The sequence below is a fragment of the Vibrio sp. JZG10 genome (assembly GCF_054064075.1).
Genome location: NZ_JBSUGE010000016.1, coordinates 25595 through 51506 on the forward strand (window position 1 = coordinate 25595; position 25912 = coordinate 51506).

At 45.4% G+C, this 25912-nt stretch carries 19 protein-coding genes; 6 read left to right on the forward strand and 13 right to left on the reverse strand.

Translation table 11 applies throughout. The features are described 5' to 3' along the window. Positions 1-2 precede the first annotated feature (2 nt). The 3 genes from ACWYVB_RS17490 (at position 3) to dhaR (ending at position 3813) form a co-directional block, all read left to right on the forward strand. Positions 3-1151 carry a mannitol-1-phosphate 5-dehydrogenase gene (locus ACWYVB_RS17490; protein ID WP_005392225.1) on the forward strand — a complete coding sequence of 383 codons (1149 nt, stop codon included), beginning with the start codon at positions 3-5 and terminating at the stop codon, positions 1149-1151. 57 nt (positions 1152-1208) lie between these two features. Continuing rightward, positions 1209-1739, forward strand: coding sequence for an MltR family transcriptional regulator (locus ACWYVB_RS17495; protein ID WP_005392227.1), 531 nt, complete (start codon positions 1209-1211; stop codon positions 1737-1739). 148 nt (positions 1740-1887) lie between these two features. Then, positions 1888-3813: a dihydroxyacetone kinase operon transcriptional regulator DhaR gene (dhaR, locus tag ACWYVB_RS17500; protein WP_203346680.1), complete on the forward strand. Its 1926-nt coding sequence runs from the start codon at positions 1888-1890 to the stop codon at positions 3811-3813. A gap of 80 nt (positions 3814-3893) precedes the next feature. Here the strand turns inward: dhaR and ptsP are convergent, their stop codons facing one another. The 3 genes from ptsP to dhaK are packed head-to-tail and all read right to left on the reverse strand — an operon-like array spanning position 3894 to position 8004. Then, entirely contained in the window at positions 3894-6293 is a 2400-nt protein-coding gene (gene ptsP / locus ACWYVB_RS17505) for a phosphoenolpyruvate--protein phosphotransferase (protein WP_203346681.1), read from the reverse strand. Position 6294: 1 nt separating this feature from the next. After that, positions 6295-6930 carry a dihydroxyacetone kinase subunit DhaL gene (gene dhaL / locus ACWYVB_RS17510; RefSeq protein WP_005379705.1) on the reverse strand — a complete coding sequence of 212 codons (636 nt, stop codon included), beginning with the start codon at positions 6928-6930 and terminating at the stop codon, positions 6295-6297. Between the two features lie 15 nt (positions 6931-6945). Next, entirely contained in the window at positions 6946-8004 is a 1059-nt protein-coding gene (gene dhaK / locus ACWYVB_RS17515; protein ID WP_005392233.1) for a dihydroxyacetone kinase subunit DhaK, read from the reverse strand. Between the two features lie 353 nt (positions 8005-8357). Here dhaK and ACWYVB_RS17520 point away from each other — a divergent pair, with 353 nt between their 5' ends. Further along, positions 8358-9440: a glycerol dehydrogenase gene (locus ACWYVB_RS17520; RefSeq protein ID WP_006742744.1), complete on the forward strand. Its 1083-nt coding sequence runs from the start codon at positions 8358-8360 to the stop codon at positions 9438-9440. 54 nt (positions 9441-9494) lie between these two features. Here ACWYVB_RS17520 and ACWYVB_RS17525 read toward each other — a convergent pair whose 3' ends face one another. From ACWYVB_RS17525 to ACWYVB_RS17545, 5 genes are all read right to left on the reverse strand, one after another. Then, positions 9495-10880: a heavy metal sensor histidine kinase gene (locus tag ACWYVB_RS17525; protein ID WP_457529587.1), complete on the reverse strand. Its 1386-nt coding sequence runs from the start codon at positions 10878-10880 to the stop codon at positions 9495-9497. Then, positions 10873-11565 carry a heavy metal response regulator transcription factor gene (locus tag ACWYVB_RS17530; RefSeq protein ID WP_053808759.1) on the reverse strand — a complete coding sequence of 231 codons (693 nt, stop codon included), beginning with the start codon at positions 11563-11565 and terminating at the stop codon, positions 10873-10875. The genes ACWYVB_RS17525 and ACWYVB_RS17530 overlap by 8 nt, the downstream gene beginning before the upstream one ends. Positions 11566-11667: 102 nt before the next feature. Continuing rightward, positions 11668-12045 carry a DUF3316 domain-containing protein gene (locus ACWYVB_RS17535; RefSeq protein WP_457529589.1) on the reverse strand — a complete coding sequence of 126 codons (378 nt, stop codon included), beginning with the start codon at positions 12043-12045 and terminating at the stop codon, positions 11668-11670. Between the two features lie 204 nt (positions 12046-12249). Further along, entirely contained in the window at positions 12250-14082 is a 1833-nt protein-coding gene (gene glmS, locus ACWYVB_RS17540; RefSeq protein WP_005392238.1) for a glutamine--fructose-6-phosphate transaminase (isomerizing), read from the reverse strand. A 114-nt stretch (positions 14083-14196) separates the two neighbouring features. Then, positions 14197-14958 (reverse strand): DeoR/GlpR family DNA-binding transcription regulator, encoded by a 762-nt coding sequence (locus ACWYVB_RS17545; RefSeq protein WP_457529591.1) that lies wholly within the window; start codon positions 14956-14958, stop codon positions 14197-14199. A 433-nt stretch (positions 14959-15391) separates the two neighbouring features. On the opposite strand from ACWYVB_RS17545, the gene pykF reads away from it, so the two are divergent. Beyond that, positions 15392-16804: a pyruvate kinase PykF gene (pykF, locus tag ACWYVB_RS17550; protein ID WP_005392243.1), complete on the forward strand. Its 1413-nt coding sequence runs from the start codon at positions 15392-15394 to the stop codon at positions 16802-16804. Between the two features lie 157 nt (positions 16805-16961). Beyond that, a complete protein-coding gene (locus ACWYVB_RS17555; RefSeq protein WP_082240136.1) occupies positions 16962-17648 on the forward strand; it encodes a GntR family transcriptional regulator in 687 nt (228 codons plus the stop codon). Positions 17649-17712: 64 nt separating this feature from the next. On the opposite strand, the gene ACWYVB_RS17560 is transcribed toward ACWYVB_RS17555, so the two are convergent. The 5 genes from ACWYVB_RS17560 to calR all read right to left on the reverse strand — a co-directional run bounded on the left by ACWYVB_RS17560 (position 17713) and on the right by calR (position 25434). Next, positions 17713-19593, reverse strand: coding sequence for a sensor domain-containing diguanylate cyclase (locus tag ACWYVB_RS17560; RefSeq protein WP_005392251.1), 1881 nt, complete (start codon positions 19591-19593; stop codon positions 17713-17715). A gap of 109 nt (positions 19594-19702) precedes the next feature. Beyond that, positions 19703-20197, reverse strand: coding sequence for an acetolactate synthase small subunit (gene ilvN, locus ACWYVB_RS17565; RefSeq protein ID WP_005392253.1), 495 nt, complete (start codon positions 20195-20197; stop codon positions 19703-19705). Position 20198: 1 nt separating this feature from the next. After that, positions 20199-21923 carry an acetolactate synthase 3 large subunit gene (locus tag ACWYVB_RS17570; RefSeq protein ID WP_005392255.1) on the reverse strand — a complete coding sequence of 575 codons (1725 nt, stop codon included), beginning with the start codon at positions 21921-21923 and terminating at the stop codon, positions 20199-20201. A gap of 448 nt (positions 21924-22371) precedes the next feature. Further along, on the reverse strand, positions 22372-24180 hold the full coding sequence (locus tag ACWYVB_RS17575; RefSeq protein ID WP_109168758.1) for an AMP-dependent synthetase/ligase: 1809 nt from the start codon (positions 24178-24180) through the stop codon (positions 22372-22374). 294 nt (positions 24181-24474) lie between these two features. Next, positions 24475-25434 (reverse strand): LysR family transcriptional regulator CalR, encoded by a 960-nt coding sequence (calR, locus tag ACWYVB_RS17580; RefSeq protein WP_005379693.1) that lies wholly within the window; start codon positions 25432-25434, stop codon positions 24475-24477. Between the last annotated feature and the right edge of the window lie 478 nt (positions 25435-25912).

Sequence of the window (25912 nt, forward strand, 5' to 3'; positions counted from 1 at the left end):
TTATGAAAAACGCAGTTCATTTTGGTGCAGGTAACATCGGTCGTGGTTTCATCGGTAAACTCTTAGCAGACGCAGAAGTCGAGGTCACTTTCGCTGACGTTGATGCGCCGTTGGTAGACCAGCTCAGCCACAAACAAGAATACAAAGTGAAAGTCGTGGGCACCGAGTGCCAAATCGACACTGTTACCCACGTCACAGCGGTAAACTCAGCCAGTGATGACGTGATTGATCGCATCGTCAAAACCGATTTGGTTACCACAGCGGTCGGTCCAAACGTATTAGATATCATCGCGAAAACCATCGCGAAAGGTATCGCCAAACGTTTTGAAGCTGGTAATGACGCGCCACTTAACATCATCGCCTGTGAAAATATGGTGCGTGGTACCACACACCTAAAAGGCGAAGTATACAAACATCTGGATGAATCGCTGCACACAAAGGCAGACGAGTTGGTTGGCTTTGTTGATTCAGCAGTCGATCGCATCGTGCCACCAGCAGAAGCTGCCAACGATGACCCACTAGAAGTCACGGTAGAAAGCTTTAGTGAATGGATTGTGGATGAACAGCAATTCAAGGGCGAAATCCCTGACATCTCAGGCATGGAAAAGACCAACAACCTAATGGCCTTTGTCGAACGTAAGCTGTTCACCCTAAACACAGGTCACTGCATTACCGCTTATTTAGGTTGTTTGAAAGGGCACCGTACCATTCGTGAAGCAATTGAAGACCCAAGCATTCATGCCGAAGTAAAACAAGCAATGCACGAAAGTGGTGAAGTGCTGATCAAACGTTACGGCTTCGACCGCGACATGCACAATGCCTACATCGAAAAGATTTTAGGTCGCTTCGCCAACCCATATTTAGTGGATGAAGTGGATCGCGTTGGACGACAACCAATTCGTAAATTGGGTGCAAATGATAGATTAGTGAAGCCATTACTCGGTACAATCGAGTATGGCACTGAAAATCAAACACTTTTGAAAGGGATCGCGGCGGCGTTGAAATACACCAACGACACCGATCCGCAAGCGGTTGAGCTACAGACCTCATTAAAAGAGGTTGGCGTGACAAAAACGCTAGCGAAATACACAGGTCTGGCTGAAGACAGTGTTGAAGTGGCTCAAATCGAGTCGCTTTACAACCAGCTTTGATTGACTCAGGGGGAGCTCTGCTCCCCTTAATATAATAATGAAACAACTAATCAGTATATGGCAGATAACATCAACGAAACCGAGATCATTGAACGACTCAACAGCGCACCATCGGTACGTGGCTTCTTTATTGCGACCGTCGATGTTTTTAACGAATCCATCGACGGACTCATCCAAAGAATCTTCCGTAAAGATAACTTTGCTGTGCAATCGGTCGTCGGCCCATTACTGCAAGATTCAGGACCACTTGGCGACTTATCGGTTCGTTTGAAGTTATTGTTTGGTCTAGGTGTATTGCCCGACGACATCTACCACGATATCGAAGACATCATTAAGCTGAAAAACCAACTGAACAGCGATGCATCGGACTACGAGTTCACTGACCCGAATATCCTAGAACCGATCAAAAAACTGCATCTGGTGAAGAAAATGGGCATGGTGCAATTGGAAGTCAACGAACCCGATGACGACATCGATCTTGAGTTTTACCAACTCCAGCTTCAGCGCCAACAACAAATCATTAAGTCCGGCCTGTCACTCGCGATTGTCGAAATTTGCAATGAACTGGGCAAGGACAGCCCTTTTTAACCCAACCTCCGGCAAGGAACGCCTTCTCTACTAGCCTCTTTTCTTTGCGTATCCTTTCTGTATAACGTGCGTGAAAGCCATCACAGTCCATATTCGTATGTCTCTGTAATATCAGACCAATCTATCGCTGGCATTGAAACGGTATGGCATGCTTTCAATCGAAGACACTAAAACCAAATGGGCGTTTTTCCAGAAACACCATTGGGTATCTCCAGAATTTTCCCGCACTTCCGTACTTGAGTCGTGGGAGCGTTGCATAAAGCAATGCAGCCCTTATACCTGGTCAAAACCACATATTGCCTCTGGCTTTACCTTCTCATCTCTGATGAAACGCAACGAGCACCTCATCGAATGCGCCACGACCGTACTTGAAGACACTTACGACATGCTAGGAGACGAAGACCTGCTATTGATGGTGACTGATGGCAACGGCTGTATTCTCTCCACCGTCGGGCACGACTCTATGCGACAAGAGATGCAAGCACTCGGTATTAAACAAGGCTGCTTTCTGTCTGAAGGGAAAATTGGCACAAATGCAGTCAATCTCTGTATCAACACTCACATCCCATGTGAAGTTTTCGCAGCAGAACATTTCAATCGCCACTTACATTCTTATGCCTCTGTAGCAGCGCCTGTTTTCGACCAATTTGGCAAGTTACGCGGCACAACATGCCTTCTCAAAAAAGCAGAGAGCTATAAGAAAGAAAACTTGGTCATCATCGCGTCGAGCGCGAAAGAAGTCAGTTTGCAAATCCATATTCAGTCGGAACAAGAAAACATTAACCGCCTCACTTGTGCGCACAACGCAACGTTAGAATGCATGGATGACGGCCTTCTGGCCTGGGATGAAGAAAGCCGTATCACCATGGTAAATCATCAATCAGAGCGCTTGTTAAACATCGAAGCCAGTCAGGTCTTGGATAAAGAAGTCTTTTCTGTTTTACGTTTCCCGCCGAATGTCCTCAATAGTATTGAGTCGGGTGCAAGCATCAACCGCAAGCTCACAACGGTAGAAGTTCGTGGAGAGTTTGTTGAAGCGATCATTACCTTGCGTCCACTCAACGACGGCACACACTTATTGTTCTTGCACCCTATCGATAAAATTCGCGAACTTGCTCAACAACAAATAGGTGGCAGTGCGCGCTATACATTCAGCACTTTGCCTGTCATTTCACGAAAAATGAAGCACGTCATTACCGTGGCAAAGCGGGCCATAAAGTCCAAATCACCGATTCTAATTACGGGTGAAGAAGGCGTAGGAAAAGCTACTCTCGCCATGGCGATTCATAATGAAAGCACCTACAAAGAAGGGCCGTTCATTACGCTCAACTGTCGCTCTATCAATACAGAGCAACTGGTCAAAGAAACCCTAGGCTACGACGAAGGACAAGGCATGCCTTCTAAGTTTGAACTCGCCCATGGCGGTACGCTCTTTCTAGAAAAGGTGGAATATCTGTCGCCCGATTTACAAGCCGTGCTACTTAAGTTGTTAAAAACTGGGCTCGTCAGCCGCAGCGACAGTTTGCGATTGATCCCCGTAGACTTTCAACTTATTACCAGCACCTCTTCAGAGATCAGCGAGTATGTCACTCAGCGCTCATTTGGTCGGCAACTTTATTATGAAATCTCCTCGAACGAGCTGCATATTCCACCACTACGAAAGCGTAAAGAAGATATTGAATTTCTCGTCCAGCAGCTTATCAGCCATTATGAGCGCCGCCACAATGTGACGATCTCGATAGAGCCTGTCGCACTGGAAGCGTTGATGAATTTTCGTTGGTCAGGCAATAACTCCGAATTAAGAAACCGAACTGAGCGAATTTTGCTTAACCGCAGTTCGAACTTAATCAAGCTGAACGATATTCCAGAAGACATTAAACTGAATTCCCGCCATACCGCAGAAAATACGCCAGTAATCACGTTAGAAGAAGCCGAGAGAAGAGCTATCGTTCAGGCTTGGAATCAGTGTGATGGCAAAATGCATGATATGGCGAAAGCATTGCAAATTGGCCGCACGACCTTATGGAGAAAAATTAATAAGTTTGGGCTGCAGGAGCAAATGAAGCTGTATTAAGCCAAGAAGTGGCGTTCCTATAACAAAAGTAAAACCGGCGTAAGCACGCCGGTATAGATGTACTAACGATAAGGTATCGATTAAACATCAACAGACAACTGACGAATCTGCGCTTTTAGTCCCGGTAGTAGACTCGCACTGGCGCTGAATTTTCGTAACCCCACACGAAGCAATGTTTCTGTGGCATTTGGATCACCAGCCATCTCACCGCACATACTGACCGGTATGCCCGCGCGATCGCCTGCTGCACAAGTGAGTTCAATGGCTTTTAGTACCGATGGTTCAAAGTAGTTCACCAATTCGGCAACGGCGGCGTTGCCTCGATCAGCTGCCATAACATATTGAGTCAAATCATTGGTGCCAATAGAGAAAAAGTCGACTTCTTGGGCTAACGCATCTGCATTTAATACCGCGGCGGGTACCTCAATCATAATACCAACAGGCAAATGAGTCGCATCCAAGCCGAGTTGGGTTGCTTGATGTGCCAACAGCGCTTTTACTTTTCTCACTTCTTCAACCTGAGCCACCATCGGTATCATCAATTGAATATTCGGTTGCTCGTGAAAGGCTCTCAGAATGGCTCGAAGTTGGGCGGTAAACAATGACTCATGTTGAAGGCACAACCGCACCCCTCTCAGACCTAAAAATGGATTATCTTCCGCTGGCATAGGGTAAGCGACTAAAGGCTTATCACCGCCAACATCTAGACTACGAATCGTAAGTGGCTTATCGCCAAGTGCGGCGGCAATATCACGATACACTTGGTATTGCGCTTCCTCAGTCGGCAACTCATCACTATTTTGAAATAGAAACTCAGTCCGGAATAGACCAACGCCCTCTGCTCCTGATGTTAGTGCATCATCAATATCTTTCGGTCCACCAATATTGGCGAATACTGGAATATGGACACCATCACAGGTGACTGCGGCTTGCTGAGCACTCGCTAGTGCACTTTGTCGGGTGCTTTGCCACTCAATTTGTTGCGCTTCTAATTCCTTTTGTATGGCATCTGAAGGAGAGAACCATAAATGCCCTCGGAAGCCATCAATAGTCACCACTTGACCAGCACGCACAGCATCAAGACAGCCCTGAGCTTTAACGATGGCAGGAATCCCCATCGCACGAGCAAGAATCGCACTGTGAGAGGTTTTCCCTCCTTCACTCAAACAGATACCAAGCACTTTCGATTTATCAAGCCCGGCCACATCAGAAGGCATCAGGTCACGGGCCAACAAAATACTCGGTTCCTGAATGTCGATGGCATTAGGCGTTACGCCTGTCATTTCAACCATAACTTGGCGTGCGATATCATGCACATCAGCTTCGCGTTCCCGCATGTACTGACTTTCTGCCTGGCGAAACTCTTCGGCCAACGTTTGCAGTGATTCTACCCAAGCTTGCTCGGCTATCATGCCCGTTTGAATTCGCGACTCGACCGATGCCCATAATTCTGGGTCACTGAGCATCATGCTATGAGCGGAAAATATTTCCCCTTTCAGCTGCTTCGCTTGCTCCTGCAAATGTTGAACAACCACGCCTATCGCACGCTTAACCCGTTCAATTTCATCTTGTTCACTTTGGAAATCACGTTCAGGCACAGCTGGCATTTCATGAGTAAAAAGGACAGCAGGAGCAGTAGCGATACCGTCATTGACTCGAATACCAACAACAGCACCTTCAATCTGACTTGGGGCCATGTCATCGAGCAAAGTATCCGAGCTTTCTTCAGGTTCGACAATGCCTTGCTCAACCGCCTCTTTTTCTCCGAAGTGCTCATGAGCTAAGGCTTCAAATGCCTTAATTGCTTCACTAGATTGAGGTCCGTGTGCGCATAAGGTGATCGTCTCTTGACTACGAACGCCAAGTTTCGCAATGCTGTTTAAGCTTTTCGCGTTCACACGGCGCTCGCCTTTTTTCAACCATAATTGGCAGTCAAAAGGCGCGAGTGCACCAACAATGGCCGCTGCGGGACGAGCATGTAATCCATGCGGATTTTGCACTACCCAATCAAATGTCCGCTCGTGTTCAAAGTTCTCTAATACTGGCGCTATCTCAGCGGATGTTAGTGGCTGATCGCCAAGGTGCTCTCGTTTTACGCTTAACGCATTCTGTGCCTCTTCGACTACCGTCGATAAAGGTAGTCCGGCGGCAGCAGCCACCGACGCCGCCATGGTCCCTTCAACAATGGGGGCCGAGATAAGGGTGACATTTTCCCTCACATGATCATCAATCAGATCCAGAGCCATTTCCGTGCTAAGCAACGCGCTGCCAAGATCCATCAATACAACAACCCCTTGTTGATCTTGTACCTGCTCAATCGCTTCCATCACGGCTATGGCATCGGTTCCGATCGGGTTCTCTGGATCATCAATCCCCGCGGCAATCGCAAGCTTGGCTTTGCCTTGCGTCATTTGGGTGGCAAGTTCGGCCACCCCTTCAGCAAGGCGACGACTATGAGATACAACAACAATTCCCACCATCTTAATTACCTGCTATTGCCTGCTGTAGCGCTTTAATCATTAACAAAGAAGAGGTTGCGCCAGGGTCTTGATGACCAATACTGCGTTCACCTAAATAACTTGCTCGCCCTTTTTTCGCCAACATTTCAATCGTGGCAACCGCATTCGTTTCTGCTAGCTCAACCATTTCATTCAATAAATGGTCAGCGCTCATGCCATTTTCTAACGACGCCTTCACGCTAACTAAAACGGGTAACCAAACATCACACATGGTTTTATCACCCAGCTCCGCTTTACCACGAGACACCACGCCATCCACACCGCTTTTTAGTGCATCCACCAACTCTTCAAACGTTAATTGCTCTCGAGTTCCGACAGCGGCAGCCGTGCGAATAAACAGCGTGCCATAAAGCGGGCCACTTGCCCCACCGACACTAGAAAGCAAGGTCATGCCCGTATTCTTGAGAATGCTGCCGATATTTTGGTCCGCAAATTGCGGCAGTTTTTCAGCAACTTTTTTAAAGCCTCGGTTCATATTGAGACCATGGTCTGCGTCACCAATATCACGATCAAGGTCGGTCAGAAAATCTTGATTTTCTTGATACGTTTTTGCACATAGCTCTAACCAGTGAACGATATGTTGTTTTTCAATTTGCATGTTTGCTCCCCCCTGTTACCACTTGATCGCGGCCGTATCGACAGGAGCATCAAACAGCTCCAACATCTCTTTATCTGCTTTCAGCAACGTAATTGAAACGCCTTCCATATCGAGTGACGTACAGAAGTTACCAACCATATTACGCACGATACGGAACCCCGCTTGCTCGCAGTTATGAGCAAGACGGCGGTACACCCCGTAAAGCTCTGAAGTTGGCGTACCACCCATACCATTCACCATCACAATGTAGTCGTGTTCAGAGGCGAAAGGCTCAATGCTGGATTCCACTTCATCCCATTCACCTTCGTCACGATTCCAAATACGCAAAGTGCGCTGATAAGGTGTGTTTTCAGCAACTTCAGCAAACATTTCATCCACTAACGTATCGACGTCGGTGTACTTCACTCGCTTGATACCTGGTTCACCATGGATACCAACACCAAACTCCACTTCATCATCTTCCAGAACAAAAGATGGTTTACCCGCCGCTGGCACAACACAAGCATTAAGCGCCACGCCAAATGAGCGACAGTGATTATTAACGCGACGAGCCAGTGCTTCACATTGCTCCAGCGAATAACCTTTGTTCGCGGCAGCACCAACTAACTTCTCAACCAATACCGTTCCAGCGACGCCACGGCGACCAGCGGTATACAGGCTGTCTTTGACTGCAACATCGTCATCCACCAACACCGACCCAACTTTAATGCCATCGGTATGAAGGAGCTCCACGGCCGTTTCAAAGTTCAACACGTCGCCGGTGTAGTTTTTAATGATAAACAACACGCCTTCACCAGTATTCACTTGGTTACCACATTCGTACATTTGATCTGGCGTAGGTGAAGTAAATACCTCTCCTGGGCAGGCGCCTGTCAGCATACCTTTACCAATAAAACCTGCGTGCAAAGGTTCATGACCACAGCCACCACCAGAAACCAATGCCACTTGCCCCGGCGTTTCCTCATGCCACATGTAACGAGGTTCGTAGTTGGCTTTTAGTTCAGGGCGGGACAATGCCAGGCCCTCCATTTGCTGCAATACAACATCATCGACTTGGTTAATTAACTTTTTCATCGTTCTATCTCATTCCATTTATATTTTTATGTAGGGTATGAATTCATCTTAAACAGAGAAAAAACGTGCTCAACAAAAATCAATCCGTTTCATATTGAAACAACGACTTCGGCATTTTCGTTTCAATATGAAACGAAAAACGACAGATTCGCTTGAATAGTGATCGGCGCCATAAAGCATGCTGATGCTTATTACTTCTGACAGTCGGTTTGACACAGAGGTCATAAAAGCATGGAACAAAACCAGAGATATCCTTCACCACCTACCACACCAAACCTAATATAAACCTTATCCCTACAATGGATATTCATTACAGTCCAAAACACACATAAAAAAGGTTAAAGGTTTGAATTATGGACAAAATTATTATCAGCCCAAGCAAATACGTCCAAGGTGAACAAGTACTTACATCTATCGCTCACTATGTGAAAACATTGGGTGAACGTCCGTTAGTCATTGCCGATGAGTTCGTGACTAACCTGGTTGGTGATGACGTCAAACAAAGTTTTGCTGACGAAAAGCTTCCACTCACTATGAACATTTTTGGTGGCGAATGTTCGCGCGTTGAGATTGAACGCATCACGGACATTTGTGCGACTCAAAAACACGATGTAATTGTCGGTATTGGCGGCGGTAAAACGTTAGATACAGCAAAGGCCGTTGCGTTTTACACCAAAATTCCTGTCGTGGTGGTTCCTACGATTGCCTCGACTGATGCGCCAACCTCTGCTCTTGCGGTGATATACACACCTGAAGGTGAGTTTGCGGAATACTTGATGATCCCTAAAAACCCAGACATGGTCATCATGGATACATCAGTCATCGCAAAAGCCCCAGTTCGCCTACTGGTATCGGGGATGGGTGATGCGCTTTCCACCTACTTTGAAGCCAGAGCCAACATGACCTCTGGTAAGGCAACAATGGCTGGTGGTTTAGCGACACGTTCAGCGCAAGCTCTTGCGAAGCTCTGTTATGAAACCTTGCTTGAAGATGGTGTAAAAGCAAAAGCTGCGGTAGAAAATGGTGTGAGCACCAAAGCGGTAGAAAATATTATTGAAGCCAATACATACCTAAGCGGTATCGGTTTTGAAAGCAGTGGCCTAGCAGGCGCTCACGCTATTCATAACGGCCTAACTAAGCTTGAAGAGTGTCATCATCTCTATCATGGTGAGAAAGTCGCGTTCGGCACACTTGTTCAATTGGTGCTAGAAAACGCAGCGATGGAAGAGATTAATACGGTTCTCGCCTTCTGCCGATCGGTAGGTCTACCAACCAACTTATTTGATATGGGCGTTAAAGAGCTTAATCACGATAAGTTGCGCGAGGTCGCCGAAGCCTCAACGGCCGAGGGAGAAACCATCCACAATATGCCATTCCCAGTGACGGCAGAAAATGTCTACTCTGCTATTCTAACCGCTCATCAACTGGGCCAATAACCCAAATAACTTCAAACGAGTTTGAGTCTCAAAAGGCAAGCCAAGGTTTGCCTTTTATGCTTCAACTGACTTATCACTTCCATTGACACCTGCCGATGGCAACATCATAACAAACCGCGTCTTGTCTTTATCTGATGTTACTTTTATCTGTCCTTCATACGCTTGCACGATAGATTGGGTAATCGACAAACCTAGCCCTGCACCTACGCTACCTACATGTTGGCGAGATTTATCTGCGCGATAAAACCGGTCGAAAAGGTACGGTAAGTTTTGCTCGGCAATGGTGTCACCTTGGTTGCTGACCGATATCGTAACCTGTTCATCAACCTCTTGAACGTCAATCACAATGGTTGAATCAGCATACGCATGACGAATCGCGTTGGAGAGCAAATTGCCCACTGCACGCTCAAACATGTTTTTGTCCATATAGAGCTGACCGTCGCCTGAGCTCACGATTCGCACCTCGGCATCTTCGGCCAATATTTCAAAATACGCGACCAAGCGGTCAATTTCCTCCTGCACCGCAAACACTTCGTCATGGCGATGAATGAGCTTGTTTTCAGCCTTGGCAATGTAGAGCAAATCGTTGATGGTTTTCGTGATGCGGTTGAGTTCTTCCAACGTTGAGGCAATCGCATCCTGATACTCTTCAGACGTTCGACACGCACCTAAAATGACCTGATTTTGCGTAGTAATGTTGGTGAGTGGCGTTTTTAACTCATGTGCTATATCAGAAGAAAACTCGCTCAAGCGGCGAAAACCAGTTTGCAACCTATCGAGCATCGCGTTGTGTTTGTTAGCTAACTCGCGCAGTTCTAATGGCAACGAATCGGGGTCGAGACGAATGCCCATTTGCTCTGGGGATATCTGTTGAATGTGCTGATTCAATCCCACAATCGGCTTCAACCCACGTTTTACCATCCAACCGCTCAACGCTGAAGAAATCACAAACGCCAAACCGAGCGCCCAAAACAAAATCCAGTCGAGTTTATCCAAAAACAAAATATGGTGGTTGATACTCATACCGAGCACCACCTGATACTCCCCAGCTTGAAACGCAAACGCGCGGATGTTCAGCGAGTCCTCACTCCATTCGATGGCGCGCTCGTGATTTAAAACCTGAGGTGAGCTAATGCTATAGGCTCGGTTCTGAGGAATCGTCAGGCTCGAATTCTGATACACGTTCTGCTTGCCTTCAAACACCCACATGTAGAGCGTGCTGCTATTCGCTTGCTTGAACACGTCCTCTGGCGAGCGTTTTAACGCTTTCTCAATGGCATTGAACTTACTGGAAATATAGCTGAAATCTTGCGAATAAAAGTGGCGCTCAATGGCGTACTGTAGGATGAAAGCCAAAGAAAAATAGGTCACGAACGTCATGCTAACAAACATCAGCACGAGCTTATTTTTCATGGAAAAAGGGAGCGAAAACTTAGGCATCACAACTCTCTTCGAGTTTGTAGCCCATCCCTCTGACTGTGTGAATCAGTGGTTTATCGAACGGTTTGTCCACTTTGCTACGCAGACGTTTGACCGCCACATCAATCACATTGGTATCGCTGTCAAAGTTCATATCCCACACTAACGACGCAATAGTGGTACGTGAAAGCACTTGGCCAGTTTTGCGCATCAACAACTCAAGCAGGGCATATTCTTTGGCGGTAAGCGATATCGACTGCTCCGCGCGCGTGGCAACGCGTTTGATCATATCAAGTTCTAAATCTGCCACACGTAATGTTTGCGGCGATGCGACCACTTGCGCGGCAATATGATGACGAAATACGTTTTGAACACGCGCCAGTAGCTCCGCAAACGCGTAAGGTTTTACGACATAGTCATTGGCACCCAGCTCAAAACCGCGCACGCGATCTTCCACTTGCTCCTTCGCTGTCAGCATGATCACTGGGGTGTGAATCCCACTACTGCGCAATGTATTAAGCACCTGCCAACCATCGAGTTTAGGCAACATAATGTCGAGGAGGATTAAGTCATATTCTTCACTGGTAGCGTGATAAAGCCCATCGACCCCATCATGCACTAAATCCACCACATACCCAGATTCAATCAAACCTTTTTGCAGATATTCTCCGGCTTTGTGCTCATCTTCGACGATCAATATTTTCAACTTTACTTACCTAGTGTGTTAACGGGAGGATGAGAACCCAGTATAAAGCTCGAAAAAGAGCATGATGTGAACCACACCATACTCTTCCCCATTGGCAAACCATTATCGATTGTTATCGCGTTCGGCATAATGCACTTTGACATTCACTTTGCCCAAATATTCCAACTGACCATCTTCATTCATGCGTTCTTGCACGGTCACGAAGCCACCATCTTTTAAATGCGTACTGCGAGACTTCACATTAAACATCAGGATATTGAGCTCTTTATTCAGTTCACGAGCCGTCATGGTTTTAAGTGAATTGAGTTCAGACAGTGCCTGTTGATAAGCCTCATCTGACGTTGCTGTCGGCGTAACTGAGATGGTTTTCATCTCTTCGCGGCTCACGTAGTTGCCACCAGTGAAAAGTGGTTGAGCGAATGCAGATGCGCTAGTGATTGCCATTACCGTTACAAAAAGAGCAGTTTTGATTGCGTTCATGTTGTTAACCTTTGAGTGCTTGTTTTCAATGAGGTCATTATTGAACACCGCCTCTGACACCACCCTTTCACCAACATGACATTTTTGTCATGAAAGCAACCTACTGGCGAAGGCGCTTGAGCGTTCCATTACGCTTAGAATAAGACAAAAAAAGCGGCACATACTCTCGCATGTGCCGCTTGGGGTTTTTGCTGTTAAGCGTAATTACTCAACCGTTACCGCTTTCGCTAGGTTACGTGGTTGGTCTACGTCCGTACCTTTGATCAGCGCTACGTAGTATGACAGCAACTGCATTGGGATGGTGTAGTAGATCGCCGCCGTGATTTCACTAACGTGAGGCATCGTGATGATCTTCATTGTTTCATCGCCTTCGAAGCCTGCGTCTGCATCTGCGAATACGTATAGAAGGCCTCCACGTGCACGTACTTCTTCAACGTTTGATTTTAGCTTTTCAAGTAGGTCGTTACTTGGTGCAACCACAACAACAGGCATGTCAGCATCAATCAGCGCTAGAGGACCATGTTTCAGTTCACCCGCCGCGTACGCTTCTGCGTGAATGTAAGAGATCTCTTTCAATTTAAGAGACGCTTCCATCGCGATTGGGTAGAACTCACCACGGCCTAGGAACAATGTGTGGTGCTTGTCTGCGAAATCCGTCGCTAGTGCTTCAATGTCTTTCTCGAAAGAAAGTGCCGCGTTGATTTGCTTAGGAAGTGCGTGTAGCGCTTCAACAATCTCTTTTTCTTTCTCTTTGCTGACGCGACCTTGCTCTTTACCTAACGCCGTTACCAGCATCAATAGTGCAGAAAGCTGAGTCGTGAACGCTTTGGTTGAAGCGACACCGATTTCAACACCAGCGCGAGTCATGAACGCAAAATCTGATTCACGAACCAAAGAAGAACCTGCTACGTTACAAATGGTCATCGCCGCCATGTAACCTTTTTCTTTCGCAAGACGAAGTGCTGCTAGCGTATCGGCGGTTTCACCAGACTGAGACAACGTAATAAGAAGGCTGTTTGGACGCGTCACAAACTTGCGGTAACGGAATTCAGACGCAATTTCTACATCACAGCTCACGCCAGCAATGTCTTCAAACCAGTAACGTGCTGTCATGCCCGCGTTGTAAGACGTACCACACGCAACGATTTGTACGTGTTCTACTTTGCTTAGAATGTCAGCCGCATGCACACCGATCGCATCAGTTACAACGGAGTCTGCCGTGATACGGCCTTCCATTGTGTTGATCAACGCTTTAGGTTGCTCATAGATTTCTTTTTGCATGAAGTGGCGGTATTGGCCTTTATCGCCGGCATCATGTTCTGCGTTGGATTCTACGATTTCACGCTCAACCAGCTCGCCCGTTGCGTCAAAGACAGTAACTTCACGGCGAGTGATTTCTGCCACATCACCTTCTTCTAGGTACATGAAACGGCGCGTTACATTCAGTAGCGCAAGTTGGTCAGAAGCCAGGAAGTTTTCACCCACACCAAAACCAATTACGATCGGGCTGCCTGAACGTGCAACTACGATGCGTGAAGGATCTTTGCGATCCAACGCTACCGTGCCGTATGCGCCTTCAAGTTGTTTTGCTGTTTTTTGTACTGCTTCTAGTAGCGTTTCTGAAGTGCGAAGTTCCCACTCAACCATGTGTGCGATAACTTCTGTATCCGTTTGAGATTCAAACACGTAACCACGAGATTGAAGCAATTCACGAAGCTCTTCGTGGTTTTCGATAATACCGTTATGTACAACAGCAATATCGCCAGACATATGTGGGTGTGCATTAACTTCAGATGGTTCACCGTGCGTCGCCCAACGAGTGTGCGCAATACCCGTTCCGCCGATCACTTTTGCTTCTTCTACTGCATCAGCCAGTTCTTGCACTTTACCCAAGCGACGAACGCGCGTTAGGTTTGACTCGCCATCAACAACAGCAACGCCAGCCGAGTCGTAACCGCGGTACTCTAAGCGGCGTAGACCTTCAACCAAAATTTCTGCAACATCTCGTTGTGCTACTGCACCTACGATTCCACACATGTGTTTATCTCCGTTTGTAGTTTTGTTCTTCCCTAGCCATGTTTCAGATAGAGGCAGCAAGCAAAGGCCTGTATTCAGAGGGAAGTGAAATATGAAACTGATTACATTGTTAGATTAGGCGCAAATAACTTTCACGCCATGTTGTTCAATCTGTATTTTGTGTTTTTGCTGAATATCAGCATCCGTCACTAGCACATCAATTTGATGCCAAGCGAGCTCTAAATTCGGGATCTTACGGCCGATTTTTTCCGATTCGATCATGACGATCACTTCGCGCGACACTTCCGCCATTACCTTACTCAAACCAACCAATTCATTAAATGTTGTGGTTCCGCGTTCGAGATCGATGCCATCCGCACCGATAAATAGCTGGTCAAAATCGTAAGCTCGTAATACAGATTCGGCTACTTTGCCTTGAAAAGATTCTGAGTGCGTATCCCAAGTCCCACCAGTCATCAGCAGTGTTGGTTCGCTCTCTAATTCATTAAGGGCGTTAGCAACATGCAACGAGTTGGTCATGACAACTAAGCCACGTTTGTCATTCAACTGTTGAATCAACGCAGCCGTCGTACTGCCACTGTCGATCACGATGCGATTATGGTCTCGAATCAGTGATGCCGCTGCTTTTGCCAAGTTTAGCTTTCGAGTCGAAACATTAGCGCTCAATTCTTCGTGAATGACTTCTGTTGGGATAGCAATCGCACCGCCGTAGCGGCGTAGAAGTTGGCCATTTTTCTCTAAAGAAGCTAAATCCTTTCTAATCGTGACCTCTGAGGTTTCGAATTTCTGAGCGAGTTCGTCAACGCTGACTTCTCCTAGCTCAGAAACCAAGTTAGAAATGGCGTGTCTTCTTAGTTGAGTGTTTCGTTTCGACATTTATGTTTTGAATTTAAGTTTCGATGTGAAACTTATTATAGTCAAACCGAAACTTTTAAGTCCATTTATTTCGATCCAAAAAATTAATATTTCTCGATAAAACCTTGTCCTAAGACAATTCTTAAACAGTGATATTGGATTCATTCAGTGGTAGAATTCGCCACCGAAAAGAAAAAAAATTACAGAATTGAAGGCTATTTTTTTGCAACTTTCTGCATATAAAGTGGGATTAGTCACAAAAAGGTAACCAAAATCGCCGATCTTTTAGTCATAAAATGACTAAACTTGGTGAAAGACTTTCAGAATCTGAAGTACTGATAATGAGGCGAAAAATCGGTGGGTGACAGGCACTAAATGTCATCAATAACGCCCTAACTTCAGAGTAAACAACCGACTTTCAAATTGTAACTATACTTACCGGAGAGTATCTTCCATGAAAAAGACCAAAATCGTATGTACGATTGGCCCTAAAACTGAATCTGTAGAGAAGCTAACTGAGCTAGTGAACGCAGGCATGAACGTAATGCGTCTTAACTTCTCTCACGGTGACTACGAAGAACACGGCACTCGTATCGCGAACTTCCGTAAAGTAATGGAAGCTACTGGCAAACCACTAGCAATTCTTCTAGATACTAAAGGTCCAGAAATCCGCACTATTAAGCTAGAAGGCGGTAACGACGTTGATCTAGTAGCTGGTCAAGAATTCACTTTCACAACTGACACTTCAGTTGTAGGTAACAAAGATAAAGTTGCAGTAACTTACGCAGGTTTCGCAGCAGACCTAAACGTAGGTAACACTATCCTAGTCGACGACGGTCTAATCGAGATGGAAGTTATCTCTAAGACTGAAACAGAAGTTAAATGTAAAGTACTTAACAATGGTGCACTAGGCGAGAACAAAGGTGTTAACCTTCCTGGCGTTTCTGTAAACCTACCTGCTCTATCTGAAAAAGATAAGAACGACCTTAAATTCGGTTGTGAGCAAGGCGTTGACTTCGTAGCTGCTTCTTTCATCCGTAAAGCTTCTGACGTTCAAGAAATCCGTGAAGTTCTAGCGGCAAACGGCGGCGAGAACATCCACATCATCTCTAAGATCGAAAACCAAGAAGGTGTTGATAACTTCGACGAGATCCTAGAGCTTTCTGACGGCATCATGGTTGCTCGTGGTGACCTAGGTGTTGAAATCCCAGCTGAAGAAGTAATCTTCGCTCAGAAAATGATGATCGAGAAGTGTAACCGTGCACGTAAGATGGTTATCACTGCAACTCAAATGCTTGATTCTATGATCAACAACCCACGTCCTACTCGTGCGGAAGCAGGCGACGTTGCTAACGCGGTAATGGACGGTACTGACGCAGTAATGCTTTCTGGTGAAACAGCGAAAGGTAAGTACCCAGTTGAAGCGGTAACTATCATGGCTCAAATCGCGAACCGTACTGATTCAGCGCTAAAAGCTGAGCTAGGTTCTCGTCTAGACAGCCCACGTCTACGTATCACTGAAGCAGTATGTAAAGGCGCAGTAGACACAGCTGAGAAACTGGCTGCTCCACTTATCGTTGTTGCAACTGAAGGTGGTAAATCTGCACGTTCAGTACGTAAATACTTCCCAACTGCAAACATCCTAGCACTAACAACAAACAAGAAAACAGCAGCACAACTTGTTCTAACTAAAGGTGTGACGCCAGTTGTTGTTGATTCTATCGAAAGCACTGACGCATTCTACGTAGCAGGTAAAGAGCTTGCTCTAGAATCTGGTCTAGGTAACAAAGGCGACATCGTAGTGATGGTTTCTGGTGCTCTAGTCGCTTCAGGTACTACGAACACAGCTTCTGTACACGTACTATAAGACTGAACTTCTCATACTTCAGTTGATTGATAAAGAGGGCTTATGCCCTCTTTTTTTATATGGCTTTCTTGCTCTAATAATAGCCTAACTGTATCATTCACCATGCGCAGAATTGCGTACTGTTTAATTTTGTCGTCACGATTAAAATTTCTATGAGGTGTATGTGTCCAGTCCCACTCTTACCGACAAAGTATCAAAAATGATCCGTCAGGATATTCTCGATGGCGTGCTTAAACCGGGTCAAAAACTCGTGGTTGCGGAACTCAAAGAGAAGTACAACGTAGGAGCGTCACCCATTCGCGAAGCTTTGGTGCTGTTATCGTGGAGCAAATACGTCAAACTTGAGCCGCAAAAAGGCTGCTGGGTTGCACCTGTATGTAAAGATGAGTTGAATGACTTGTACGAGAGCCTACAAATGGTCTCTGCATGCCTACTAAATAAAGCAATTGTGATTGGCGATGAAAATTGGGAACTGGACGTCCTAACCGCTTATCACAAGTTATCCCGCTCTAAATCTGGCGAAAGCTTTTGCTGGAAGGAATGGGAAGAACGCCATAATCAGTTTCTTACTGCGCTGTTTGAAGGCGCTGGCTCTGCCAATATGTTTGGTTTTTTCCGCGATCTACTCACGCAAATTAAGCGTTACCAATATTTTGCTATGCAAATGTTAGGTACTGGAAACCCAGGGCACTGTAATATCGATGAGCAAGAAATGCTGATGAAGACGTCGTTAGATAAAAAGAGCCAGGATGCTTTAGGTTATCTAGAGCGTTATTTGAGACAGTCAATGCAGTGTATCGAAGCGGCCATCGACAACCAATATCGCATACTGGCTAGCGAATAACGCTGAGGCTAAAATAAGCATAAAAATCGGGGTCTATCCCCGATTTTTTGTTTTTGAAAAAGAGCTAAGCAATATCATCGAAACTATGGCATAGCGATACGCAGTTACGCCCTGCACTTTTGGATTCATACAAGGCAATATCAGCACATTTATAAGTACGCGTGCGATCGGAGGTTAAATCACTATACCCGGCGCTAACGGTAATCGCTCTATCACTGCGCAGTTGAACCGCCACACGTAACCGGTTCAATACAACTTCTGCTTCTTCGAGTGTGGTATGCGGCATGATCACCGCAAATTCCTCACCACCGACACGAGACACAAAGTCAGTACTGCGCACCTCTTTAAGAAGAGTCTCAGCGACACTGCAAATCACTTTGTCCCCTTCATCGTGCCCAAGTTCATCGTTAATGCGCTTAAAGTGGTCAATATCAAACAACGCCAAACACGCTGGGGGACTGTCAGGATAACGCTCAATAATCCCGGCATATTGCGCTAATTGCTCTTCAAATTTTCGGCGGTTCCACAAGCCCGTCAAACCATCTTTTTCACTGAGGTTGCGTAGCTTTTCTTCCAGCTCTTTTTGCTCGGATATATCCACCAGCGACGTGATGTAATAGCTTACTTTACCTGACTTGGTTAAGTTTGCCTGAATGCGCATAATGGCGGTAAATACGTGATTAAACTTGGTTCGACAACGAACCTCACCTTCCCAAACGTGCTCGTTCGCAAGCTTATTCCAAATATTGAGGGTCGACTCGAGATCTTCCGGTAAGAAAATTAGATTATGCGCATTCCAGCCTTGAGTATGCTTGGTGGAATAGCCCATCATGTTTTCAAATTCTTGGTTCACCATAATGATTCGATGCGACGCATCTGAGATCATCACCGCAGTCATGCCATCAAGTGCAGCCCGAGCTAACTTCGATTCCATACTATGACGTCGATAGTGCAGGGCTAGCGCGGTCGTTGGTAAAGTAAAACCAAACACCAAACTTAATACAAAAAACGCTTCTTGGATTAAGTCATCAATATCTCGCTGAGATCGAGATAGTAATTGCTCATTCGTGAGATCAATCACCAGATGAAGTGGTTCACTAGAAACAAATTGGATCGTGCTATACGCAATCAAATTCGAGCCGTTGTACTCATAGCCCGAAACTTCTGAGATCATCGTGCGCCAAATGTTGGGGTACATCCGGCCAAAATTAAATTGAGAACGAGCTGGGATAATATTGCCGTACAAGCGTGATGACTTAGGACTCGCGATATAAAAACCATCACTTTTAATTAACTCAATATGAAAATCCCGCACCGGTGAGTAGTTGAGTCGAGAAGATAAATACTCAATATCAACATTAAGAACAAGATACCCTTCGCGTTTCCCATTGAGAGAAATCGGCATCAGAATACGCAATGAAGGGCTATAAGGGTAAACAAGCTCACCATTTTCTCGCTCCAGCTCAATCCCCCACGACGCAATTTCATCATTACCTAAACCTTGCGCGTAATGAAAATAATCCCGCTCTGACTTGTCATGTAATTTGAGGGCGGGTGCAGCGATACCCGTTTTGAAATCGTAATTAATCCGTGCTTTTTCCTGACCGGTAATATCAAGAAAACGAATTTGTTTATATAGCTTTTGGTTGATCGCAACCGAGATCCACATATCTTCTAAGATAGAAAGGTTGACTCGGTTCGGCTGACGTAGATAGTCGTAAAGACTTTGGCTGTGACCGAGAAGATCGCTGATCGTCTCAATTTGATCCTGAATATTGTTGTATTCGCGACCAGTATAAGCCAGTTGGTGTAATGCTTCTTGAGCGGTATTCTCAACGTTACTCTCTAATAACGTCAGATATTTCTGATAATAGTAAACTGCAGTGAGCGCACTAAAAAATAGTGCTGTCGCCAACAATGTGCCGACTCGCTTAGGTATTTTCACGCGTCTACTGCCTATAATGCTTACTAAAACGACAATTATATCATTAATTGTTATTTTCTAAACAAAAAGCCACTTAGATTAAGTGGCTTTTCTATATGCAATTAGACAATTATGGTTTGAGTGCGCGCTCACCTCGGGCAATGCCCACTACCCCACTACGAGCAACTTCGACGACTTCAGTTACTTCAGATATCGCTTGAATGAAGGCATCCAACTTTTCACTCGTGCCCGCGAGTTGTACCGTGTATTGAGCAGCAGTGACATCCACGATCTGGCCACGGAAGATGTCTGCCGTCCGTTTCACTTCTGCTCGCGCAAAACCGCTGGCTTTCACTTTCACCATCATCAGTTCACGTTCGATGTGCTCATACTCGGTGACTTCTTGTACTTTCAGCACATCAATCAATTTGTGTAACTGCTTCTGAATTTGCTCCAACTGCATCTCATCAGACGTCGTGGTAATGTTCATTCGCGACAGCGTTTCATCATCTGTCGGTGATACCGTCAAAGATTCAATGTTGTAACCACGTTGAGAGAACAAACCAACAACACGAGACAACGCACCCGGTTGGTTTTCCAATAGCAGTGAAATAATGTGTCTCATATTAAGTTCTCTCCGTTTTGCTTAGCCACATTTTATCCATACCCTCACCTTTGATTTGCATCGGGTATACGTGTTCGGTTTCGTCTACGTTGATGTCCACAAACACCAGACGATCTTTCATATCCAACGCTTTTTGTAGCCCTTCTTCGAGCTGATCAGGCGTTTCGATACGAATACCGACGTGACCATAAGCTTCTGCAATCGCTGCAAAATCAGGAACAGAACTCATGTAAGAATTAGAGTGACGACCTTGATAAATAATGTCTTGCCACTGTTTTACCATGCCTAAGAAGCGGTTGTTTAGGTTGATGATCTTCACTGGAATGTCGTATTGCATGGCTGTCGAAAGCTCTTGGATATTCATTTGAATACTGCCATCGCCCGTAACAACCACGACTTCTTCTTGTGGCATGGCAAACTTAACACCCATACCAGCCGGAAGGCCAAATCCCATAGTGCCCAATCCACCCGAGTTGATCCAACGGCGTGGTTTGTTAAATGGGTAGTAAAGTGCTGCAAACATCTGGTGCTGACCCACATCAGAAGCAACATACGCATCACCATTGGTCAGCTTGTGCAAGGTTTCAATCACTTGCTGTGGCTTAATTCGCTCTGGTGACTTCTCATAAGCCAAACAGTTGCGGTCACGCCACACCTGAATGTCATCCCACCATGCGGTGATGGCATCTTCATCGTTCCCACCTTCTTGCTCTGCCAGCAGGCCAAGCATGGTTGTAAGCACTTTTTCCGCAGAGCCGACGATAGGTAAATCCACCTTCACGTTTTTCGAGATCGATGATGGATCGATATCAATATGCATGACTTTTGCGTTTGGGCAGTATTTTTCAAGGTTGTTCGTCGTGCGATCATCAAAACGCACACCGATACCAAAAATAAGATCCGCTTCATGCATCGCCATATTGGCTTCGTAAGTACCGTGCATACCCAGCATGCCCAGTGAGTTTTTGTGCGTTCCAGGGAATGCGCCTAGTCCCATCAACGTACTGACTACTGGAAGGTTCAGCTTGTCGGAGAGCTCTAAAATATGTTCATGAGCGCCAGAAATCACAGCACCACCACCGATATAAAGCACTGGTTTTTTCGCTTCTAACAGCGATTTAAGCGCTTTTTTAATCTGGCCTTTATGACCCGACGTCGTCGGCTTGTAAGAACGCATTGAAAGCGTTTCTGGGTATTGGTAAGGCAGTTTGATTTGCGGATTCATTACATCTTTCGGCAAGTCAATCACTACTGGACCAGGTCGACCTGTGGTCGCGATATAAAACGCTTTCTTGATCGTTTCAGGAATATCTTCCGCTTTTTTCACTAAAAAGCTGTGTTTGACCACTGGGCGAGAGACACCAACGATGTCACATTCTTGGAAAGCATCATTACCAATTAGGCTATTAGGTACGTTACCCGAGATAACGATCATTGGGATGGAGTCCATATAAGCCGTGGCAATACCAGTAATGGTATTGGTCGCGCCCGGACCTGAACATACCAGTACGACACCCGGTTTACCGGTAGCGCGAGCGTAACCATCTGCCATATGAGTGGCGGCTTGCTCATGCCTTACAAGTACGTGTTTGATTTGATCGGTTTTGGCATGCAGTGCATCGTAGATATCCAAAACAGAGCCACCTGGGTAGCCAAAGATCTGCTCTACGTGCTCTTCTATCAGAGATTGAACCACCATCTCTGCGCCTGACAACATTGCTGTCATAATTGCTCTCCTTAGCCAGTTCCCTCACCGTAAGGTCAACGGATTGGTCTGGTTTTACATAGTCTAGGTCTTATTCGTAGCCTAATCGAAATACTTCCACGTTTTCGGCTATGTCTTGCGTTCGTCATAACATCCCGCAAGGTTACCCAACAAATGTAACGTTTTATTATCAACGGGTCTAATGAGAGGTTGGTCTACTTTTTAAACAAGATTCTAGTAATTAGAATGTTAGTAGGAATAGCAGCCACACATACCTTATTTCACAGTACAACCTAAAAATTTAACGTTCAAAAAAAGAACATTATTTCAGAACCTTTTAAGTATCGGGTGCTAAATAGCTGTATTTGGTGAGCAAAATAGAAAGAATCAACACAAACAAAAATCCCCAGTAATGCGCAATCACATCACTGGGGATTTTTCATCAATATAAAATCTAAGTCAGCTTAAGTTACTTTTTCTCTGACTTTTCCTTATACATTTCTTCAATTTCATCTTGGTATTTGTCATTGATGACTTTACGACGCAGTTTTTGAGTTGGCGTTAACTCACCATCATCCATAGAGAAAGCTCTTGGTAACAGTTTAAACTTCTTCACCTGTTCAAACTTTGCCAACTCTTTTTGGAGATCGTTAACACGCTTCTCAAGCATTTCGACCACTTGGTGGTGCTTAATCAATTCAACACGATCGTGATACTTGATATTCAGCTCTTTCGCATACTCTTCAAGAGAATCAAAACACGGCACAATCAGTGCCGAGACAAACTTACGCGTGTCCGCGATAACCGCGATTTGCTCGATGAAGTGGTCTTTACCAATCGCACCTTCAATCATTTGTGGAGCGATGTATTTACCACCTGAAGTTTTCATCAACTCTTTGATACGATCAGTGATGAACAGGTTGCCATTTTCATCAATGTAACCCGCATCGCCAGTTTTTAGGAAACCGTGCTCATCAAAGGTCTTTTCGGTCTCTTCTGGCATTTTGTAATAGCCACGCATCACCATTGGACCACGCACCAGAATCTCGTTGTTCTCACCGATCTTCACTTGCGCGCCAGGCATCGACATACCAATAGAGTCTGGGTTAAAGCACTTATCATCCCAACACGATACTGTCGCCGTGGTTTCAGTCATGCCGTAACCTAACTTCACATTGATACCAATCGCGTGGAAGAATCGGCCTATGGTTTCATCTAACTTTGCACCGCCACACGGCATAAAGTTGATTTGTCCACCAAGTAACGCTCGCAGCTTGCTCAGAACCAATTTATCCGCCAGGGCATATGACTTGCGCAGCATGAGCGATGGCTGACGTTTTTCTTGATGACAAGCGGCCATTTTTGCGCCCATGTTCACAGCCCAAGTAAACATGATCTTGCGATGAATTGGCGCGCGAGACACTTTCTCATGAATCGCAGAGAAGATCTTCTCATAGAAACGCGGTACGGCACACATCACGGTAGGTCGTACTTGGCTCAGTGCATCACGTACCTGCATGGTGTCTTGCAAATAGCAGTTGGTCGCTCCTTTGTACAACACATAAAAGGTCCAAGCGCGTTCAAATACGTGTGACAACGGAAGGAAACACAGTGACACATCACTTTGAGAAAGGCTCAAACGTTGATCGTGCCCTTCCAATTGCGCCGCAATGTTTGCGTAGTCCAACATGACACCCTTTGGTTGTCCTGTTGTGCCCGAGGTGTAGATCAACGTGAGTAGATCATCTTCCTTTGCTTGCTCTAAACGTGCGTCCAATTCAACTTGGTATGTGGTATCGCCTTTGGCGACAAATGCTTGCCAAGAGATAACGAAATCATGCTCGCCAAGTTCGATATCATCAGACATGGCAACAATGAGCTCTAACTGCTCGCACTGGTCGAAAATGCTCACTGCTGCGTCAAATTGTGGCTGCTCACCAACAAACAGCACTTTAACGTCTGCGTTGTCAATGATGTACGCCGACTGAGCGGCGGTATTGGTTGGGTAAATAGGTACTGTTACGCCGCGTAGTTGTAGCGCTGCAATATCAGCAATCGTCCATTGCGGCATGTTGTTCGAGAAAATGCCGATTTTATCTTGGACTCCTAATCCCTGAGCCAAAAGTGCAAGTGATAAAGCATCAACTTGCTGACCAAATTGCGTCCACGTAATACCTTGCCATTCCTCACCCACTTTATGCTTGAGTGCAACGCGTGTACCACCGTTCGCAATTTGTTCACGAATACGTTTAACGATATGAAAATCTAACTTGGCCATTCTTTTACTTACCTTTTGGCTTACAGGCGTAAGCTAATTGAGCGAACAAGTGTACTCACGGCTTGCTAAAACGCAACTGACCAGTATCAAACTTATCACTAATAAGAGACAACTATCACTTATACGTCGCGAACATACCCAAAACTGCTGAATGATTACTCTATTTAACTTACTGTTTCGATTGTTGATTGCTAAAACAAAAAGCCCCGAGAGACAAAAATCTCTCGGGGACCAATGAATTGTAAAAATTGATGATTACCAATATGGTCTTAACCGATAAGACCAAACGTCATCTTATTTTGCGGCAACCACTTCACCACAAGTGATCATCAGTTGATCGCGCAGCCAAATGTGGCCTTTATCTTTTTCACTTGATTCATGCCAGCTTAAGAAGCCGCTGATTTCCTTGTTTGCAAATGGGAAGTCTAGAATTTGCAGCTGATCGCTGTTTACCGCATTTTCTGCCATCCAACGTGGCGCGATAGTCACAAGCTCAGATTGACCTACCACATATAGTAGGTTGCTTAGACTAGAGCCTTCGTACGCGGCTTGGCAATCCAGTTCACGATATGCTTGTTCTGAGAAGCTGCGTTGACCGTGCACTTTCGATAACTTCGCATGTTTTTCGTTAAGCAGTTGCTCGGCCGTTACACCACCTTGAATGCGTGGGTGTGTTTTTGACGCGATAACCACTAATTCATCTTTGAAGATTTCAGTACTTGAGAAACCTTGCTCATCAAAGCGAGCATAATCGATCACGAAATCAATTTCTTGATAGCGCATACGCTCAGACAACAGACGGTCAAATTCTGCATCTAGGTGAAGCTGAACGTTTGGTGCTTGTTGATTCACTTTTGCCATGATCTTCGGAGCAAAACGCATGTCACAAGGACTGCAAATCGCCAGCTTAAATAAGCGAGTCGAAGATTCTGGTTGGAATACAGAGCTAGGAAGTTCATTACGAATCAGCTGTAATGCTTGGCGAATTGGACCAAACAATTGACGAGCACGTTGCGTTGGCTGAATACCACGGCCTTGGCGCATAAACAGCTCGTCGTTAAACATCACTTTTAGGCGTGCCACGGCATTACTTACTGCCGGCTGAGACATGCCTAAGTTATGTGCTGCACGAGTAATATTTTGCTCTTGCATCACAGCATCAAATACAGTCAGTAGGTTTAAATCTACACCACGCAAAGTGCTTTCCATACGGTAGCTAGCAATTGCGCTCATCGCATCTTTCTTCTCTAACATTGAGTGCGCCTCTTTTGTAATCGTCAACTTTGTTCATTAAATTCATAACGAATAGAATCCCATCTCGCACAAAAGACGGCGGCTGGATTCGAATCATTTTACGAATAGATAACCTAACTTTTTATTATATTTGCTGTCCGGATACTTCCGGCTCGAACTGTATTATTAACTAATCGATTGCGGTTTCGCAACTAGATTGATATTTAATCAGTAAATTTTAGCCGATTAGGCATTTACTCTTTAAATAACAATAGCTTGACAAAAACATAAAAAACTATAAAACACGTAAAAACGCATTCTTTGAGGAAGTATTTAGCAAATTGATGAGACGGATGGTCACCACACGCATGCATTTACCTCAATTATTAGTCGAGAGCAAACCAACAGATGACGACTATATCTCTGAGTTAAATTTGCACTTATCAGTCAAATTATCAGCAAATACACATTGAATAGAAATGAAAGAGAGAGAATAAAA

Bases quoted from the DNA above. Each gene is read 5' to 3' on its own strand.
- ACWYVB_RS17490 (WP_005392225.1), top strand. From the start codon at position 3: ATGAAAAACGCAGTTCATTTTGGTGCAGGTAACATCGGTCGTGGTTTC.
- ACWYVB_RS17495 (WP_005392227.1), top strand. From the start codon at position 1,209: ATGGCAGATAACATCAACGAAACCGAGATCATTGAACGACTCAACAGC.
- dhaR (WP_203346680.1), top strand. From the start codon at position 1,888: ATGCTTTCAATCGAAGACACTAAAACCAAATGGGCGTTTTTCCAGAAA.
- ptsP (WP_203346681.1), bottom strand. From the start codon at position 6,293: ATGGTGGGAATTGTTGTTGTATCTCATAGTCGTCGCCTTGCTGAAGGG.
- dhaL (WP_005379705.1), bottom strand. From the start codon at position 6,930: ATGCAAATTGAAAAACAACATATCGTTCACTGGTTAGAGCTATGTGCA.
- dhaK (WP_005392233.1), bottom strand. From the start codon at position 8,004: ATGAAAAAGTTAATTAACCAAGTCGATGATGTTGTATTGCAGCAAATG.
- ACWYVB_RS17520 (WP_006742744.1), top strand. From the start codon at position 8,358: ATGGACAAAATTATTATCAGCCCAAGCAAATACGTCCAAGGTGAACAA.
- ACWYVB_RS17525 (WP_457529587.1), bottom strand. From the start codon at position 10,880: ATGCCTAAGTTTTCGCTCCCTTTTTCCATGAAAAATAAGCTCGTGCTG.
- ACWYVB_RS17535 (WP_457529589.1), bottom strand. From the start codon at position 12,045: ATGAACGCAATCAAAACTGCTCTTTTTGTAACGGTAATGGCAATCACT.
- glmS (WP_005392238.1), bottom strand. From the start codon at position 14,082: ATGTGTGGAATCGTAGGTGCAGTAGCACAACGAGATGTTGCAGAAATT.
- ACWYVB_RS17545 (WP_457529591.1), bottom strand. From the start codon at position 14,958: ATGTCGAAACGAAACACTCAACTAAGAAGACACGCCATTTCTAACTTG.
- pykF (WP_005392243.1), top strand. From the start codon at position 15,392: ATGAAAAAGACCAAAATCGTATGTACGATTGGCCCTAAAACTGAATCT.
- ilvN (WP_005392253.1), bottom strand. From the start codon at position 20,197: ATGAGACACATTATTTCACTGCTATTGGAAAACCAACCGGGTGCGTTG.
- ACWYVB_RS17570 (WP_005392255.1), bottom strand. From the start codon at position 21,923: ATGACAGCAATGTTGTCAGGCGCAGAGATGGTGGTTCAATCTCTGATA.
- ACWYVB_RS17575 (WP_109168758.1), bottom strand. From the start codon at position 24,180: ATGGCCAAGTTAGATTTTCATATCGTTAAACGTATTCGTGAACAAATT.
- calR (WP_005379693.1), bottom strand. From the start codon at position 25,434: ATGTTAGAGAAGAAAGATGCGATGAGCGCAATTGCTAGCTACCGTATG.